The sequence below is a fragment of the Serratia sp. K1WW1 genome (assembly GCF_055790865.1).
The window spans coordinates 931,079-948,635 of the sequence record NZ_CM147697.1 but is presented as its reverse complement, the minus strand read 5'-3'; the positions used below and the strand labels follow the sequence as shown (position 1 = coordinate 948,635).

The following is a 17,557-nucleotide window of genomic DNA, read 5'->3' as shown; positions in this document are numbered from 1 at the left end:
AAGAATAAAATGACCTCCCTTACCTTAATATTTGCAGAAGCCTTAATCACTCTGTAGGAAGGGACTATTCTTCTGTAGTCCGTTGTACCTTCCTTAAGGTACTGAGCAGCCGTTGCGCTTCCCCCAGCACCGCCGTTGCGGTTGCCTGAATGGGGTTGTCATGCAATGACTGACAAGCTTGATTCAGTCTTTCAGCATTTACCAACCGGGCCGCGCCGGCCAATTTATGGGCCAACGCCCGTATGCTTATCAGGTCCATCGGTTGCTGCTTCATGTCCATGGCAAGTTGCGTGCAGTCTTCATGCAAGCAATCCAGTAGGGTTTGGATGAACTCCCGCAATACCTTTGGCTGGCGCAATTCCGCTGGTAAATCTTCCACGACAAACGCAGGTTCCTCTTCACTGTTCCCCACATCAGCCAGTGGCAACGTAGACAATTTCGCTTTTAATATGCTCAGGTTAACCGGCTTAAACAGGCAGTCATCCATTCCCGCCTGTAGACAGGCCTCCCGTGCACTTTCTTGCGCATTGGCCGTCAGCCCCCAGATCACCGTAGGAACGGACTGCTGTTCACGCTCCAGGTGCCTAATTTGGCGGCTAAGGCTGTAACCATCGCGTTCAGGCATCTGGCAGTCGGTGATAATCAGGTTGAAGCTTTCCTGCGCCAACAACTGCAGCGCCTGCTCCCCATCCCCTACCGCACTGGGCTGATGGCCAAGAAACTGCAACTGTTGGGTCAACAACATTCTGCCCGCCGGATGATCTTCAACAATCAGTACCCGCAGTTGGGATGATGCCGCCGGAGTTGGTTCCTCCAGAGGTGTTTGAGGGGGGAATTTCAGCAATCTCGGCACCGAAAGCAGCACGGTGACCTCGCTGCCAATACCAACCTCACTGTTCAATGCGATGGTCCCTCCCATCATCTCCACTAGCTTGCGGCAAATATACAGCCCTAGCCCCGTCCCGCCAGCCTCTCCATTGCCCTGAGTAAAAGGTTGGAACAGACGCTCTTGAGTGGCTGCATCAATCCCTTTGCCAGTATCAGAAACACGTAGCCGCAGATCCGCTCGTTCTTCGCTAATCTGATCGACCACGACGCTGAGCGTGACCTGCCCTTGCTCGGTAAACTTGATGGCATTACTCACCAGATTAGATAGCACCTGCTTGAAACGCATGGGATCAACTAACACATCGCCGTTAATTTCCGCGTCAATATCCAACCTGAACGCTAACCCTTTTTGGCGTGCCACACCGTCAAATAACATCGCCACGGCTTCAATCAGGTGGCGGATATCTGCACGCTGTGGATGCAGGATCAGACGGTCCGCCTCGATGCGTGAGATATCAAGAATGTCACCAATCAAGGCCAGCAGAGAATGGGCGGACTCATGTGCAACGCTCAGCAGTTCTCGATCTGATGTTTCCTCCCGCTGCGGGCGGTTCAGCAACAGTTCCAACATGCCGATAATGGCATTGAGCGGGGTACGGATCTCATGGCTCATGGTGGCCAGGAAGGTGGTTTTAGCCCGGTTGGCACTGTCAGCACGCTCTTTCGCCTGCTGTAACTGCGCGATCAGGCGATCGCGTTCGGTCACGTCAAACCACCCGCCGATTTTTCCTTCAGCACGCTGATCGTCAGTAATCAGCAATTGGCCCCACTGCTGCAAAGTACGCGACTGGCCCCCCAGTTGCATAACTGATAAAACCTGTTCCTGCTCACCGCCCCGGCCAATATCCAGCGTAACCGGCAGTTGCAGTGGGTAATTTTCCAGTGAGCTACCGATCACCGTCTCTGCGGGAACATTGATGGCATTAAAAAACGGCGTGTTCGCCATCACTATCTGGTCTTTCAGATTGGTGATGTAAATCGGCAAGGGCACGCTATCGATTATCGCCTGGCAACGCTGCACCAGGCGGCGATTACAGCGCAACCGGCTGATAACCAAGACTATCACCAGCATTACCAGCAACAGAACGATCGGTAACCACGTTGTGGAATAACAGTGGGCAAGCAATTCTCCATCACCCGAGGCCCCTTCAAGCAGATAGGTATTGTTATACCAATTGCTGGTCATCGCATGGATATCTTCTGGGGGGATATTCAGCAATGCCTTGTCGAGGATGGTTGCCAGGGGATATTCATTGCCAGAGACACCAATCACAAAACGCGCCGGTTCAATATCCAGAGCACTCAGAATACTTAGCCCTGCGGAGGGATCCCGAGCCAGGAAATAATCAGCGCCAATCATCGGCAACACGAGTGCTTCAGCCTTGCCCGCTTTTAGCGCCTCAATACCGGCTTGGGGTGAAGGCACGGTAATGATCCGGCTATCGGGATACTGTTTGCGCAAGATAGCCTGCAGAGGGTGCCCTGCGACCAGGGCAATCAACTGCGGAGGATCATGGCTAATCTGCTCCTGGATCCCCAGCAATACCCAAGAGTTGAATAAATAAGATCGAGTGGTCAGCAACCCGTTAGGCCAGATTGCATCTAACGTCACGCCAGCGACAATGTCCGCCCTGCCGGTTTTCACCGCATCCAGGGAGTCTTGCAGTGATTGCGCGCGGATAATGTCGAATTTTAGCCCTATACGGCTGGAGATAGCCTCCATCACATCGGCTGTCAGACCACGGAACTCCCCCTGAACGTCGAAGAAGCCCAGAGGGGCGAAATCACCATTAACGGCCAAACGCACCCTGGGATGTTCTTCCACCCATTTTCTTTCCAGTGAGGTCAGCAGCAGGTGTTCATCGCTTTGTGACATGGGGATCCCGCCATTCCAGCGGCTTTGGATCTCTGCATGGGCGCTTTCCGGAATGCTCGCTAAAACAGCGTTCAATATTCGCTGTAAACGCACATTCCCGCTGGCCATGCCAAAGGAGAAGCCTTTGATGTCCTGCTGTGGCAGCAATTGCAAACGTAGATTGTTCAGGTTGCCCTGATTGATTAAATAGCGAGCTACCGTGGCATCACCAATAAAAGCGTCCAGCTTCTTGAACGACAACGCCTCCAGCGCCCGGCGCGGTATGTCAAAAACCTGATAATCCGCCGGAAAGCTTGCTACCACGCTCTGATTACCGCTGTATAGGCGTTCGATAGCAATGCGCTTGGGGGGGTTCTGTTGCAGCAAGCTGTCGGTGCGTACCACCAATGCCGGTGAGGCAGAGACATAAGGTGTAGAAAGCAGCATGTCGGGATCGGCTACGTTTTTTGCAGCGACATTGCCGATCAGATCGACTTCTCCCTTATCCAGACTCCGCCGCAAGGCTGAGGCATCTTCGTAGTAACGCACCTTTATCTGTACGTTAAGGTTATAGCCGACGATCCCCAGGTAATCAGCATTGATACCACCATAATCCCGGGTGCCACTGATGATATCAAAAGGAGAATAATTGGGGGCCGCAATGCCGAAAACCAGCACACGTTTACGGCGCAACCATTGCCAATCATCACTGGTTAGCTCGGGCTCAGATAATTGAACCTGGCTACGGCTAAGCAAATTAGTTTCACGAAACGCTGGAACTTCCCCAGCGGAAACACCACAGCAAAAAAACAAAAGTATCAAGAGCAATTTATTCATCGTCAGGTCGTTCGCTCTGATGATGAAAAAAAGCCACCAAATCTTCTGTACTGCTAACTTTTAGTTTTTCCATCAGACGTGTCTTATAAGTGCTGATAGTTTTATTGCTCAAAATCAGACGATCGGCTATTTCCTTATTGCTAAGACCCTCTGACAAATACCGTAACACGGTCAATTCACGATCGGAAAGGCGAGTAAGATCATTCTCGCTTTTTTGCGATGAGTTTAGCAAAGGCATCAGAGTAATCTGTGGAAAACAGGCGTAGCCTTGCAGCACCAGCTGGCACAACGGTGCCAATTGACTGATATCCTGATCCTTGTTGAAAAAACCGCTAGCTCCGGCGCGCAACGCTCTTTCTGCATAGCTCCCCGTGGGGAGACTGGTATAGACCACCACTTTAATTGCGCTGTCCACCTGGCGAATATGCTGTAGGATCTGCAGCCCATCCATTTTGTTCAGCATGATATCAAGTATCACCAGCTGTGGCGTATTTTCCCTTATTCGCGCCATGGCATCCAGACCGTTAGTTGCGGTCTGGATCGAGTTATTACCTAATGAAGATAAAATTGCTTTCACAGCGAAACAAATTGCGGGGTGATCGTCAACAATCAGCCAGGAACCCATAAGAATATCCTTATCCCAATACTAGTTCTAAAAAAAATATAGCTACTTACACTCGCTCTTGAGTTATCAATATACTTTGCTCTTGCACATAATCTCAGTGCTATTGATTGCAATTAAAAATAAGGAGGAAAAATAGTTAATCGATTGTGGCATTATAATATTCCCTGCGCAACACGCTGTTGCAAGCCCTGTTCAAAAGTTTGCATGCCTGACTGCGCTCCGGTTTGCAATACGCTGACCAACTGATGGGTTTTACCTTCGCGGATCATGCTGCTCACCGCCGCCGTGGCCGTGAGGATCTCGTAAATGGCAACACGCCCTCCCCCGGGCTTGCTCAGCAACTTCTGCGCGATCACCGCCTGCAGGCTACTGGCCAACTGAGCCCGAACATAGGCTTTCTCTTCCGCCGGGAAGACATCCACCAGCCTTTCCACCGCCTGTGGTGCGCTGCGGGTATGCAAAGTAGCTAGAACTAGATGGCCAGTTTCTGCCGCGGTCAACGCCAGCCGAACGGTGGTGGTATCACGCAGCTCCCCCAGCAGGATCACGTCTGGATCCTCACGCAGTGCGGCCCGCAGCGAATCGTCAAAACTGTGGGTATCCCGCCCTAACTCGCGCTGTTGGATTAGGGAACGCTGGCTACGATGGATAAACTCGATCGGATCTTCCAGCGTCAGGATATGGCGGCGCTGATGCCGATTAATAAAGTCGATCATCGCCGCCAAGGTGGTCGACTTGCCGCTGCCGGTAGCGCCGGTGACGAGTATCAAGCCATCTTCGCGCTGCAACAGCGCCGGAATAATTTCCGGGGTAGTCAGTTCGGCCAAGGTTGGGCACTGGCTGGCGATCCTGCGTAACGCCACGGAGACCCCGGCGTTTTGCAAAAAGAAATTGGCACGCAGCCGGGTACCATCAGCAAGAGCTAGCGCCATATCGAGCTGCCCCACCTGCTGGAGTTGCTGCCACATCGTCTGCGATAACTGCGTTTGGCACCATGCCGCCATCTGCTGTTGGGTAAGGATTTCCCCACTTTCCACAGCCTGGAGTTCCCCATCGATACGTAACATTGGCAGATGACCGGTACAAAGGTGCAGATCGGAGGCATTATGCTTTACACTAAGAGCCACAAATTCATCGATATCCATATCAATCTCCCGGGTTAATCATGAGCACTATCCAACAGAATCTGCAGGATGTCAGGAGCCGTATTGCAGCGGCCGCTCAAGACTGCGCACGCATTCCAGAAGAAGTGACATTGCTTGCAGTCAGCAAAACCAAACCTGCGGAAGCGATCGCACAAGCCATCGCCGCAGGCCAGCACGCGTTTGGCGAGAATTACGTGCAGGAAGGGGTAGACAAGATCCAGTATTTTGCCCAGTTGCCGGAAGGGGCTGGATTGGAATGGCACTTTATCGGCCCGCTGCAATCCAATAAAAGCAGGCTGGTGGCAGAGCACTTTGCCTGGTGCCACACCGTTGACCGCTTGCGTATTGCCCTGCGCCTGAGCGATCAGCGCCCCGCAGAAATGCCGCCGTTAAACGTGCTGATCCAGATAAATATCAGTGACGAGCAGAGTAAATCTGGCATTGTATTGAGTGAGCTGTCAGCGCTGGCCGAGGCGGTCGCCGCATTGCCTAACCTGTGCTTGCGTGGGCTGATGGCCATCCCGGCCCCGGAACACGACTATCAGCGCCAGTTGGCGACATTCGGCCAGATGAACGACGCTTTCCAGGAGCTCAAGCAGCGCTATCCGCAGGTGGATACGCTGTCGATGGGCATGACAGATGATATGCAGGCAGCGATCGCCGCTGGCAGCACGATGGTTCGTATCGGCACCGCAATTTTTGGCGCCCGCGACTACTCGCACACCACCGTATAACGAGGATTGGATGCAACATCGCAAAATTACCTTTATTGGTGCCGGTAATATGGCCCGCGCTATCATTGCTGGCCTGGTCGCCGGTGGCTATCCGGCAACTGCCATCAGCGTTTGTGCGCCGTCAGCAAAAAACCGTGACGCCCTGGCCGCCGAATATGGCATCCACAGCAGCGCAGACAACATCAGTTGTGCACAACAGGCCGACGTCGTGGTCCTGGCGGTGAAACCGCAAATGATGGCACAGGTTTGCTTACCTTTACAGGAACAGGTCGATTTCTCCGGTAAACTGGTGCTGTCGATCGCCGCCGGTATTCTGGTGAGCCGTTTCTATCAAATGCTCGGTGAAGGCTTGAATATCGTGCGCATCATGCCCAATACCCCTTCACTGGTCGGTAAAGGAATGAGTGGGCTGTATGCTCCCGAGCAGGTTAGCCAACAGGATCGTGATTACACCAGCGATCTGATGAGCTCGGTGGGTAAAGTTTGCTGGGTCGATGACGAAAACGGCATCAATGGCGTGATCGCCGCCGCAGGCAGTGCACCGGCCTATTTCTTCCTGTTTATGGATGCCATGCAGCAGGAAGCCGAACGTATGGGATTCAGCAGCCAGGCCGCACGCGATCTGGTGCAGCAGGCCGCTATCGGTGCTGCGGCATTGGCCGCCGCCAACCCGGAAATTTCACTGGCTACGCTGCGTGAGCAGGTGACCTCCAAAGGGGGCACCACCGCCGAGGCTATACGGGTGTTCAACGAACAACGGTTGCCAGAGACCGTTGCCAAAGCCATGCAGGCCGCCGTTTCCCGTGCGCAGGAAATGGAAAAATCATTTTAACTATGCCCGATGAGTTGCAGGCCGCCACGGTGGTCTGAAAACCAAGGGGATAACCCAGAAGTTAAGGAGAAGGGTAACTTACATGCTAACGCTGACTTTCCTGGTCAAAACCGTCGTTGATATTTACGTGATGGTGCTGCTGTTGCGCATCTGGATGCAACTGACGCGCACTGACTTTTATAACCCGTTTTCGCAGTTTGTGGTGAAAATCACCCAGCCGATCGTTGGCCCACTGCGCCGCATCGTTCCTTCGATGGGGCCGGTAGATAGCGCCTCATTGCTGTTGGCGTTCCTGCTGATGACCATCAAATATCCGCTACTGCTGCTGATCCAGAGCGGTACCCTGTCACTCAGCCTGTACAACTTGCTGTTTGGCCTGATTTCTCTGATCAAATCCGTCGGCTACCTGATCTTCTGGGTGATGATCATTCGCGCCTTGATGAGTTGGATCAGCCAGGGCCGCAGCCCGATTGATTATGTGATGTTCCAGCTTACCGAGCCGTTGATGGCCCCGATCCGCCGCGTGATCCCGGCAATGGGCGGCATTGATTTCTCCGCGATGGTGGTGATCCTGATCCTGTATCTGATCAACTACCTGGGGATGGATCTGTTTGGCGAGCTCTGGTTCCTGCTGTGAGTGCAGTCACCCCGCTGCTGGACGGGCTGGTGGTCAGGCTATATATTCAGCCCAAAGCCAGCCGCGATCAGATTATTGGCCTGCATGGCGACGAGATCAAAGTCGCCATCACCGCACCGCCGGTTGATGGCCAGGCCAATGCCCATCTCATCAAGTTTATCGCCAAGCAGTTCAAGGTGGCGAAAAGCAACGTGATCATCGAGAAAGGCGAGCTGGGGCGGCACAAGCAATTGCGCATCCTCAACCCGCAACAGATCCCTGAGGCCATCGCGGCGCTCATCGAATAATTTCAAGGTATCTATTATGCAAAAAATCGTTCTTGCCACCGGCAACCCCGGCAAAGTGCGTGAACTCGCCGAACTGCTGGCCGATTTCGGCTTTGACGTGGTAGCGCAAACCGAGCTTGGCGTAGACTCTGCCGAAGAAACCGGCCTGACGTTTATTGAAAACGCCATTCTCAAAGCCCGCCATGCCGCGCAGATCACCGGCCTGCCAGCGATTGCCGACGACTCAGGCCTGGCAGTCGATGCCTTGGGCGGCGCTCCGGGTATTTATTCTGCCCGCTACGCCGGTTTAGAGGCCAGCGACCAGCAAAATCTGGACAAGCTGCTGGTGACGCTGAAAGACGTGCCTGCGGGCAAGCGCGGAGCTCAATTCCATTGCGTGCTGGTGTATATGCGCCATGCGGAAGATCCAACTCCGCTGGTATTCCACGGTTGCTGGAATGGTGAGATCACTTTTGAAGCGGCCGGCGTTGGCGGCTTCGGTTACGATCCGATCTTCTATGTGCCAGATTTGGGCTGCACCGCAGCAGAGCTGACGCGGGAAGAGAAAATTGCCATTTCCCACCGTGGCAAGGCGCTGAAGTTAATGTTGGAAGCGATGCGTAATGCCAGCTAACAGCGTACAACTGCCACCGCTCAGCCTGTACATCCATATTCCCTGGTGCGTACAAAAGTGCCCATACTGCGATTTCAACTCGCATGCCTTGAAAGGCGAAGTGCCGCATCAGGAATATGTCGACCATCTGCTGGCGGATCTGGATGCCGATTTGCCGCTCGCCAGCGGTCGTGCAATCAGCACCATCTTTATCGGTGGCGGTACGCCGAGCCTGTTGAGTGCCGAAGCCATGCAGGCACTGCTGGATGGCGTGCGGGCGCGCATTCATGTCGCGGATGACGCCGAGATCACCATGGAAGCCAACCCAGGCACCGTGGAGGCCGATCGCTTCAGTGGCTACCAGCGCGCCGGGGTGAACCGCATCTCGATTGGCGTACAGAGCTTTAGCGCCGAGAAGTTAACCCGTCTGGGGCGCATTCATGGCCCGGATGAGGCCAAACGCGCGGCACATCTGGCAACCGGCCTGGGCCTGCGCAGTTTCAATCTGGACCTGATGCATGGCCTGCCTGATCAGTCACTGGAAGAAGCGCTGGACGACCTGCGTCAGGCTATCGCCCTTAATCCGCCGCATCTGTCGTGGTATCAGCTCACCATCGAGCCAAATACCCTCTTCAGCTCACGCCCGCCGGTATTGCCGGACGATGACGCGCTGTGGAATATCTTTGAACAAGGTCATGAGCTGTTGAGCGCCGCCGGATATCAGCAGTACGAAACCTCGGCCTACGCCAAACCGGGTTATCAGTGTCAGCACAACCTCAACTACTGGCGCTTTGGCGACTATCTGGGGATTGGTTGTGGCGCACACGGCAAGCTGACCTTTGCCGATGGCCGCATTCTGCGCACTGCCAAAACCAAGCATCCACGCGGCTTTATGCGGGGTGACTATCGGGACAAGCTGCATGAAGTCGAGGCGCACGATCGGCCCTTCGAGTTCTTTATGAACCGTTTCCGCCTGCTGGAAGCTGCGCCACGCGCCGAGTTCGCCCAATATACCGGGCTGGATGAGAGCGTGATCCGTGCGCCATTGGACGAAGCGTTGGCTAAAGGCTATCTGCTAGAAACGCCAGAGTATTGGCAAATCACCGAGCATGGCAAACTGTTCCTTAATTCGCTGTTGGAACTGTTCTTGCCGGAAGAATAGTTTAGGCTCACCTGTATGGGCGCCGCATGCTGCGGCCATTGAGATCATCAATGCGGTTCAAGCCCTAAAAACTCAACAACACTGCCCTGGCAACAAAAAAGGTTCCGTCGAGTTAAGAGTGCAACTCTTAAAACAACGGAACCTGTTAACGTAAAACCTTAGTTCAACGCCTTAACCAGATCCTTACGCTGGGTTTCCAGTGCCGTTACGCGCTTACACACGTCGCGACCAAAGTTCTGGAAGTCCTGCTCCTGATTGTTCCATTCGTTCTTGATGGCCTGCTGTAGCCCACCCAGGTTGCCCATGATTGCCTGCAGTGGGTTGCCATTGCTGTTGGCAACCTGCTTGACACCCATTTCGTTCAGGCTGTCCTGCAATACGCCGCCCATGCTTTGCTGCACGATATTGCGGCCATCCTGCTCCACCTGAGCGATCGCCTTGTGGTGGAACGTGAGGCCGTCACTGCGGTGTTCAATGATACGGTTCATCTGCTGCTTCAACTGATCGTTGAGCGTGGTCAGGCGGTTACGCACGTTGCTGTCAGTGCCCAACTGCTGAACGATGACTTTATCCAGCGCTACCCGCGCCTTCTCCAGATGCTGCTGCGCGCCCTGATCGATCCAGGGTAAGTCTTTACGTAATGCGCTCTGGTAGCTGAACGCCTTCTGGCGCTGGCTATCGTTCAGGCTCAATGCTTTACCATCACGAGTGACATCGCCGTCGGCGGTGATTTGCAGGTTACCACTAGCCCCCACCACCTGCACGGTCTGTGGGCTGATAATCACGTCGTCCTGCGGCCTGACGCTGCACTGATACTCGGCATGTGCCTGTGAAGCCGTTAACAACAGCAAGGCCAATCCGGTTCTCTTCAACATAGTTTCTCCTGACTCCCTTCCAACCGCATGTGCGATGGAGTTAAAAAATCGAACGGCTAATGCGTTGAGACAACAGTTCTAGTGCTGCAGTTCCCGCCAATGAGTTACCGGATGCATCCAGCTCCGGCGACCAGACGACAATCGACAGTTCATCAGGGACGATGGCAATAATACCGCCGCCCACTCCAGACTTGCCCGGCATGCCAACCCGGTAAGCAAATTCACCTGCGCCATCATACATACCGCTGGTCATCATCAAGGCGTTAATCTGCCGGGCCTGCAACGGGCTGATCACCTCTTCGCCATCAAGCGTCTGGCCCTGGTTAGCCAGGTAGACAAAGCTGCGTGCCAGCTCAACGCAGCTCATACGTAACGCGCAGTAGTGAAAATAGGTTTGCAGCACGGTCAGCACGTCATTGTCGAAGTTACCGAACGACTTCATCAGATAGGCGATGGCGGCATTGCGGTCGGAATGTTCAAATTCGGAGCGCGCCACGCGGATGTCATAGGATAGGTCATCAACGCCTGCCAGTTGGCGCACCACTTCCAGCATCCGCTGCTTGGGAGCACTAAGCCGGGTTTGCAGCATATCGCATACCACCAGCGCTCCGGGGTTGATAAACGGGTTGCGCGGTTTACCCTGTTCCATCTCCAACTGCAGCAGCGAATTAAACGGCAGGCCGGAGGGCTCTTTCCCCACCCGCTGCCAGATTTCACCTTCCTGATAACGCGTTAGCGCCAGCGTCAGGCTCAGTACCTTGGAGATCGACTGGATCGAAAAGCGCTCCGTTGCGTCCCCGGCCTGAAACAGCTCGCCGTCAACGGTACAGACGGCGATCGCCAGCCGATCGGCGGCGACTTCTGCCAACGCGGGAATATAGTCTGCAACCTTGCCTTGCCCAATCAACGGGCGTACCTGTTGCAGGATCTCTTCCAGCAACGCGTTATCTAATGTTGTTACCACCGCGCTCACTACTCCAGAAAGGACACCAGATAAAACAAAGGTGCCATTAAGGCACCTTCGGCAATGCTAATCGGACGGGATCAATCCCACCAGATGTCGAACAGATCGCTGGTTTTCACATCGTTCAGCTTGCGTGCTTCCAGCCAGTTTTTGATCAGCTCGCGGTGTTCTTCGGTGCAATGGCCAATCGTCTGCAAGCAGACCAATCCTTCCCACTGCAGATAACCACTGCCGTCAAACGCCAGGCCGTTCGGTTCGATCACTTCATCGATAAACGCATCCAGGGTGCTGTCGATATCTTCAACGGCAGTCCCTTCAGCAAAACGCCAGGCGACGGAGAAGCCCAGTTCCTGAAACTCTTCGATGTGCAACTTTTTACGTAAACGACGACTACGGTTCTTAGCCATTATTCCATCCTCTCAAACATCAAATCCCAAACGCCATGTCCCAGACGCTGGCCACGTAATTCAAATTTTGTCAGCGGACGCGAGTCCGGGCGCGGTACGTAATCATTGCTCTCAGAGAGATTACGGTAGCCTGCGCTGCTGCTCATGACTTCCAGCATGTGTTCCGCATAGGGTTGCCAGTCGGTGGCCATATGGAATACGCCACCGACTTTTAATTTGCGCTGCACCAGCTCAACAAACGGCGTCTGTACGATGCGGCGTTTGTTGTGGCGCGCCTTGTGCCACGGATCCGGGAAGAACAGCTGCACCATATCCAGTGAAGCGTCCGGGATCATATTCTGCAAAACTTCTACCGCATCGTGGCACATCACCCGCAGGTTGGCCAACTCCGCCTCATGGGCATCGGCCAGGCAGGCACCCACGCCCGGCGAGTGAACCTCGATCCCCAGGAAGTTCTGCTGCGGGTTGTTGCCCGCCATGGTGACCAACGAAGCCCCCATGCCAAAACCAATCTCCAGCACGGTTGGCGCTTCACGGCCAAACAGCGCGGCGATATCGACAGGTTCAGCCTGATATTCCACGCCCATCACCGGCCAATAGTTGTCCAGCGCCTGTTGCTGGCCTTTGGTCAACCGCCCCTGGCGGCGAACAAAACTGCGGATACGGCGCATCGCGCGGCCGTTCTCATCAAATTCTGGGGAGATGACGTCATTAATCATAGTGCTTTCTGTCTATTTGGCTGCCAATTAGGGGAATGCGCATTATGCAAAGATACCTTGCTTTAGCAAGCGTTCATCATCATACCGGATGTGCTACTGCGGAAAGTTCCGGTTTACAGCACCATCACTCTATGCTGCAATCGCGCATCATTATTTATCTGCCGGATAGCGAACTCGCTCATGATGCAAGCACAACAGTTCTCGCACGTAGTGCTTGACTGGTACCAACGCTATGGCCGCAAAACGCTGCCGTGGCAACTCGATAAAACGCCTTATCAAGTATGGCTCTCTGAGGTGATGCTGCAACAAACTCAGGTTGCCACCGTTATTCCTTATTTTCAGCGCTTTATGGCACACTTTCCGAACGTGCGCGCCCTGGCCGAAGCGCCACAGGATGAAGTCCTGCATCTGTGGACCGGGCTTGGCTATTATGCCCGAGCCAGAAACCTGCATAAAGCGGCGCAGACCATTGTCGCACAGCACGGCGGTGAGTTCCCGACAACCTTTGAAGAAATTGTCGCGCTGCCTGGCGTAGGCCGTTCAACCGCCGGTGCCATTCTCTCTCTGTCCCAGGGGCAGCATTTCCCGATCCTCGACGGTAACGTCAAGCGCGTGCTGGCCCGCTGCTATGCCGTAGCCGGCTGGCCGGGCAAGAAAGAGGTGGAGAATCGCCTGTGGGAAATCAGCGAAGAGGTCACACCGGCAAAAGGGGTTGGCCAGTTCAATCAGGCGATGATGGATCTGGGAGCGATGGTCTGCACCCGTAGCAAACCGAAATGTGAGCTATGCCCGCTCAATGTCGGCTGCATCGCCAACGGCAACAGCAGTTGGGCCAACTACCCGGGCAAAAAACCCAAGCAAACCCTGCCGGAAAAAACCGCTTACTTCCTGATGCTGCAACAGGGCGATGGCGTTTGGCTGGAACAGCGCCCAGGAACTGGCCTGTGGGGCGGGCTATTCTGCTTCCCACAGTTTAGCGCGCGGATCGATCTTGAACTCTGGCTGCAACAACGCGGCCTGCAAGGTAGCCGTTTAGAGCAAATGACCGCCTTCCGCCATACCTTCAGCCATTTCCATCTGGATATTGTGCCTATGTGGCTGAACATCGACAAAGCGGGTAGCGCCATGGATGAGGGTGCCGGTCTCTGGTATAACTTAACGCAGCCCCCTTCGGTCGGGCTGGCCGCGCCGGTTGAGCGCCTGCTTCAGCAGTTGGCCAAACAGTCCCCGACCCAACCCGGTTTATTTGGCAACAGCGCCATTGACGAGGAATTAGCATGAGCAGAACCATTTTTTGTACCTTCCTGCAGCGTGACGCCGATGGGCAAGACTTCCAGCTCTATCCAGGGGAAGTCGGCAAGCGCATCTACAACGAAATCTCCAAGGAAGCCTGGGGAGAATGGATGAAGAAGCAGACCATGCTGATCAACGAGAAAAAGCTCAACATGATGAACGTGGATGACCGCAAACTGCTGGAACAAGAGATGGTCCGCTTCCTGTTCGAAGGGCATGAGGTCCACATCGAAGGCTATACGCCACCGAGCGAATAAGGTTTTCCGGGCCAGCGCTGGCCCTTTCCCCCTGTTTAATTCTTCGCGTATACGGCTTTAACAAGATGAAGAAAATGTTAGCTTTGCTAGTGATAGCGCCTTTGCTGATCTCCTGTTCCGGCAAAAAAAACGACGTGGTCAGTGAAGCCTATGTCAAAGACACCAACGCCTTTGATATTTTGATGGGCCAGTTTGCCCACAATATCGAGAACATCTGGGGGCTGAGCGAAGTTCTGATCGCCGGGCCAAAAGACTACGTCAAATATACCGACCAATATCAGACCCGTAGCCACATCAACTTTGATTCGGGCACCATCACTATCGAAACCATCGCCACCACCGATCCGGCGGCTCATCTGCGCCAGGCGGTGATCAGCACCCTATTGATGGGTGATGATCCGGGCTCGATCGACCTCTATTCCGACGCCAATGATATCCAGATCAGCAAAGAGCCGTTCCTGTACGGCCAGGTGCTGGATAACAAGGGCCAACCCATCCGCTGGGAATGGCGGGCGGCGCACTTCGCCGACTACCTGCTGCAAAACAAGCTAAAGAGGCGTACCTCAGGCCTGCACGTGATCTACTCGGTGACTATGCAACTGGTGCCTAACCACCTGGACAAACGTGCACACAAATATCTGCCGATGGTTCGTCAAGCGTCTGAGAAATACGGCGTCGAAGAGTCGCTGATCCTGGCGATTATGCAGACCGAATCCAGCTTTAACCCTTATGCGGTAAGCGGTTCCGACGCGCTGGGCCTGATGCAGGTGGTGCAGCATACCGCCGGTAAAGACGTGTTCCAGAGCAAAGGTAAATGGGGCACGCCAAGCCGTAGTTATCTGTTCGATCCGGAGAACAACATCGATACCGGTACCGCTTATCTGGCCATCTTGCAGAACAACTACCTCGGCGGTATTCAGAACCCGACCTCACGCCGTTATGCGGTGATCACCGCATACAACGGTGGGGCTGGCAGCGTGCTGCGGGTGTTCAATAGTGACAAGGCCAAGGCGGTAACCATCATCAACAGCATGCAGCCTGGTGATATTTATCAGACTCTGACCACCAAGCATCCGGCGGGTGAATCACGCCGTTATCTGGTGAAAGTGAATAACGCGCAAAAAAACTATCGGCGGAAGTAATCGCTGGTGGGAAAATACAGGATTGGGGGGACGGAGATCCCCCTAACCCTAATCGAATAGACGGTCCTTACTGTTTGATCATATAGCCAAAAATCCGTTTCCAGCCGTGATCTTTTTTCTCTATATACACGCCCTGCAGCTCCGGTGAGAAGCCTGGCAAGCGGTTGATGCCCTCCTCCAGCGCCAGGAAGTAACGCTGTACCGCACCTCCCCACACTTCGCCTGGCACCACGCACAGTACGCCCGGTGGATAAGGTAAGGCACCTTCTGCCGCGATGCGCCCGGCAGCCTGAGCGATCGGTACCAGCTCAACGTTGTCGCGGATAAACTCGACGTTGGCATCCTGCGGATTCATCATCACCGGCGGGAAATGATCCTGACGGAACATCTCTTTTTGCAACTGCTTCACGTCGAAGCTGACGTACAGATCGTGCATCTCCTGGCACAACTGACGAATGGTGTAGCCTGCATAACGCTGCTGATTCTTGCGATAAACCGTCGGCAAGACCTCGCTCAGTGGCGCATCTGCCTCGACATAACGCTCGAACTGCACCAGCATATCCACCAGATGCTCCATTTTCGCCGGGTTCTCCGCCGGGGTGAGCAGGAACAGGATCGAGTTGAGATCGCACTTTTCTGGCACAATGCCGTTCTCACGCAAGAAATTGGCCAGAATGGTTGCCGGGATACCGAATTCGGTGTAATGACCGGTGGCTGCATCAATCCCCGGAGTGGTCAGCAGCAACTTGCAAGGATCGACCAGATACTGCCCTTGCGCGTAGCCTGCAAAACCGTGCCATTGCTCGCCCGGTACAAAGTTGAAGAAGCGTGCATCGTTGGCGATCAGGTCGGTATCGTAATCCTGCCAGTTCTTGCCTGCCACCTGCGGCGGAATAAAGGGCCGCAGCTGCGAGCAGCGTGCCAGCAGCTGTTTACGCGTGTCGATCCCCAGCTTGACGCACTCCATCCACATGCGGCGGCCAGCGGCACCGGCATGCATCTTGGCGTTGACGTCCAGCGCGGCAAACAGCGGATAAAACGGGCTGGTTGAGGCATGCAGCATAAACGCATTGTTGAGATGCTTGTGGTTGCAGTGGCGCTTCTGGCCTTTGATGTGATCGTCTTTCTTATGGATCTGCGAAGTCTGCGAGAACCCGGCCTGCTGCTTATGCACCGATTGCGTGACGAAAATACCCGGATCGTGCTCATCCAGTTCCAGCAGCAGCGGCGAACACTCTTTCAGCATCGGGATAAAGCCTTCATACCCCACCCAGGCCGAATCAAACAGGATGTAATCGCACAGATGGCCGATGGTATCGATCACCTGACGGGCGTTGTAAATGGTGCCGTCATAGGTGCCGAGCTGGATGATCGCCAGGCGAAAAGGCCGTGCCGCAGCGGCTTTTTCCGGGGCAACATGGCGGATCTGCTCACGCAGGTAAGCCTCATCAAAGCATTGGGAATCGATGCCGCCAATAAAACCAAACGGGTTACGCGCGGTTTCCAGATACACCGGCGTCGCTCCGGCCTGGATCAACGCTCCGTGGTGATTGGATTTATGGTTATTGCGATCGAACAGCACCAGATCGCCACGCGTCAGCAGCGCGTTGGTCACCACTTTATTGGATGCCGAAGTGCCGTTCAGCACGAAGTAGGTTTTATCGGCGTTGAACACTTTCGCCGCGTGTTTTTGCGCATCCTTGGCCGAGCCTTCGTGGATCAGCAGATCGCCCAGCTTCACATCGGCGTTGCACATGTCCGAACGGAAAATCGTTTCGCCGTAAAACTCGAAAAACTTGCGCCCTGCCGGATGCTTGCGGAAAAACTCGCCGCCCTGATGGCCCGGACAGGCAAAGGTTGAGTTCTCCATTTCCACGTAGGTTTTCAGCGTTTTGAAGAACGGCGGTAACAGCGCCTGCTCGTAGGCATCGGCGGCGGCCTCCAACTGCGCCATGTAAAACGCTTTGGTCGCGGCAGCCAAGGCAAATACGCCAGTAATCAACGGCAGGTGATCCGGGGAAAGCTGTTCATCCCCCTCAACGGCAACAAACGTCGGGATCTCAAAGCCGGTCGCTTTAAGCGTTGCCAGAATACCGGCATCCACATCGCTAACGGAGACCACGGCCGCCGCCACATCGGTATAGTCAGTCTGCCCCACGCGCACGATTTGGCGCAGGGTTTCAATGCTGGCTACCAGGCTGGCGCTGGTTGCTATCTTCAATTCTTTCATCATACTGAGTCTCAAACGGTTAAGGATGAGGGTGTGCCAATGGGCACATAATGAGATAACCCTGGTTATCCCGGCA

At 54.5% G+C, this 17,557-nt stretch carries 17 protein-coding genes; 9 read left to right on the top strand and 8 right to left on the bottom strand.

Features of this window, described 5'->3' with window-relative positions; genetic code table 11:
* Nucleotides 1–64 precede the first annotated feature (64 nt).
* The 3 genes from ACX9GU_RS04245 to ACX9GU_RS04235 form a co-directional block, all read right to left on the bottom strand.
* Nucleotides 65–3,436, bottom strand: a complete 3,372-nt coding sequence (locus ACX9GU_RS04245; protein WP_473193943.1) for an ATP-binding protein — start codon at nucleotides 3,434–3,436, stop codon at nucleotides 65–67.
* 136 nt (nucleotides 3,437–3,572) lie between these two features.
* Entirely contained in the window at nucleotides 3,573–4,205 is a 633-nt protein-coding gene (locus ACX9GU_RS04240) for a response regulator (protein ID WP_473193942.1), read from the bottom strand.
* 152 nt (nucleotides 4,206–4,357) lie between these two features.
* Entirely contained in the window at nucleotides 4,358–5,350 is a 993-nt protein-coding gene (locus ACX9GU_RS04235; RefSeq protein ID WP_473193941.1) for a type IV pilus twitching motility protein PilT, read from the bottom strand.
* Between the two features lie 20 nt (nucleotides 5,351–5,370).
* On the opposite strand from ACX9GU_RS04235, the gene ACX9GU_RS04230 reads away from it, so the two are divergent.
* From ACX9GU_RS04230 to hemW, 6 genes are all read left to right on the top strand, one after another.
* A complete protein-coding gene (locus ACX9GU_RS04230; protein ID WP_473193940.1) occupies nucleotides 5,371–6,084 on the top strand; it encodes a YggS family pyridoxal phosphate-dependent enzyme in 714 nt (237 codons plus the stop codon).
* Nucleotides 6,085–6,094: 10 nt separating this feature from the next.
* Entirely contained in the window at nucleotides 6,095–6,916 is an 822-nt protein-coding gene (gene proC, locus ACX9GU_RS04225) for a pyrroline-5-carboxylate reductase (RefSeq protein WP_473193939.1), read from the top strand.
* Nucleotides 6,917–6,998: 82 nt separating this feature from the next.
* Nucleotides 6,999–7,553, top strand: coding sequence for a YggT family protein (locus ACX9GU_RS04220; RefSeq protein ID WP_021179666.1), 555 nt, complete (start codon nucleotides 6,999–7,001; stop codon nucleotides 7,551–7,553).
* Nucleotides 7,550–7,840: a DUF167 family protein YggU gene (gene yggU, locus ACX9GU_RS04215; RefSeq protein ID WP_021179665.1), complete on the top strand. Its 291-nt coding sequence runs from the start codon at nucleotides 7,550–7,552 to the stop codon at nucleotides 7,838–7,840. The genes ACX9GU_RS04220 and yggU overlap by 4 nt, the downstream gene beginning before the upstream one ends.
* Nucleotides 7,841–7,856: 16 nt before the next feature.
* The gene (rdgB, locus tag ACX9GU_RS04210; RefSeq protein WP_115159327.1) at nucleotides 7,857–8,453 is read left to right on the top strand and encodes an RdgB/HAM1 family non-canonical purine NTP pyrophosphatase; all 597 of its coding nucleotides are present in this window, start codon (nucleotides 7,857–7,859) and stop codon (nucleotides 8,451–8,453) included.
* Nucleotides 8,443–9,594 (top strand): radical SAM family heme chaperone HemW, encoded by a 1,152-nt coding sequence (hemW, locus tag ACX9GU_RS04205; protein WP_021806295.1) that lies wholly within the window; start codon nucleotides 8,443–8,445, stop codon nucleotides 9,592–9,594. Before rdgB ends, hemW begins: the two co-directional genes overlap by 11 nt.
* 158 nt (nucleotides 9,595–9,752) lie before the next feature.
* On the opposite strand, the gene ACX9GU_RS04200 is transcribed toward hemW, so the two are convergent.
* The 4 genes from ACX9GU_RS04200 to trmB form a co-directional block, all read right to left on the bottom strand.
* On the bottom strand, nucleotides 9,753–10,469 hold the full coding sequence (locus tag ACX9GU_RS04200) for a DUF2884 domain-containing protein (RefSeq protein ID WP_368438252.1): 717 nt from the start codon (nucleotides 10,467–10,469) through the stop codon (nucleotides 9,753–9,755).
* Nucleotides 10,470–10,509: 40 nt separating this feature from the next.
* The gene (gene glsB, locus ACX9GU_RS04195; protein ID WP_473193938.1) at nucleotides 10,510–11,433 is read right to left on the bottom strand and encodes a glutaminase B; all 924 of its coding nucleotides are present in this window, start codon (nucleotides 11,431–11,433) and stop codon (nucleotides 10,510–10,512) included.
* 80 nt (nucleotides 11,434–11,513) lie between these two features.
* Nucleotides 11,514–11,840: a YggL family protein gene (locus tag ACX9GU_RS04190; RefSeq protein ID WP_473193937.1), complete on the bottom strand. Its 327-nt coding sequence runs from the start codon at nucleotides 11,838–11,840 to the stop codon at nucleotides 11,514–11,516.
* On the bottom strand, nucleotides 11,840–12,559 hold the full coding sequence (gene trmB, locus ACX9GU_RS04185) for a tRNA (guanosine(46)-N7)-methyltransferase TrmB (protein ID WP_021806299.1): 720 nt from the start codon (nucleotides 12,557–12,559) through the stop codon (nucleotides 11,840–11,842). The genes ACX9GU_RS04190 and trmB overlap by 1 nt, the downstream gene beginning before the upstream one ends.
* A 180-nt stretch (nucleotides 12,560–12,739) precedes the next feature.
* Between trmB and mutY the strand changes: the two genes are divergently transcribed.
* The 3 genes from mutY to mltC all read left to right on the top strand — a co-directional run bounded on the left by mutY (nucleotide 12,740) and on the right by mltC (nucleotide 15,251).
* On the top strand, nucleotides 12,740–13,840 hold the full coding sequence (mutY, locus tag ACX9GU_RS04180; protein ID WP_473193936.1) for an A/G-specific adenine glycosylase: 1,101 nt from the start codon (nucleotides 12,740–12,742) through the stop codon (nucleotides 13,838–13,840).
* The gene (locus ACX9GU_RS04175; RefSeq protein ID WP_024484083.1) at nucleotides 13,837–14,109 is read left to right on the top strand and encodes an oxidative damage protection protein; all 273 of its coding nucleotides are present in this window, start codon (nucleotides 13,837–13,839) and stop codon (nucleotides 14,107–14,109) included. Before mutY ends, ACX9GU_RS04175 begins: the two co-directional genes overlap by 4 nt.
* A gap of 65 nt (nucleotides 14,110–14,174) precedes the next feature.
* The gene (gene mltC / locus ACX9GU_RS04170; protein WP_021806301.1) at nucleotides 14,175–15,251 is read left to right on the top strand and encodes a membrane-bound lytic murein transglycosylase MltC; all 1,077 of its coding nucleotides are present in this window, start codon (nucleotides 14,175–14,177) and stop codon (nucleotides 15,249–15,251) included.
* Nucleotides 15,252–15,318: 67 nt separating this feature from the next.
* Here the strand turns inward: mltC and speF are convergent, their stop codons facing one another.
* Nucleotides 15,319–17,481: an ornithine decarboxylase SpeF gene (gene speF / locus ACX9GU_RS04165; RefSeq protein WP_473195107.1), complete on the bottom strand. Its 2,163-nt coding sequence runs from the start codon at nucleotides 17,479–17,481 to the stop codon at nucleotides 15,319–15,321.
* Nucleotides 17,482–17,557 lie beyond the last annotated feature (76 nt).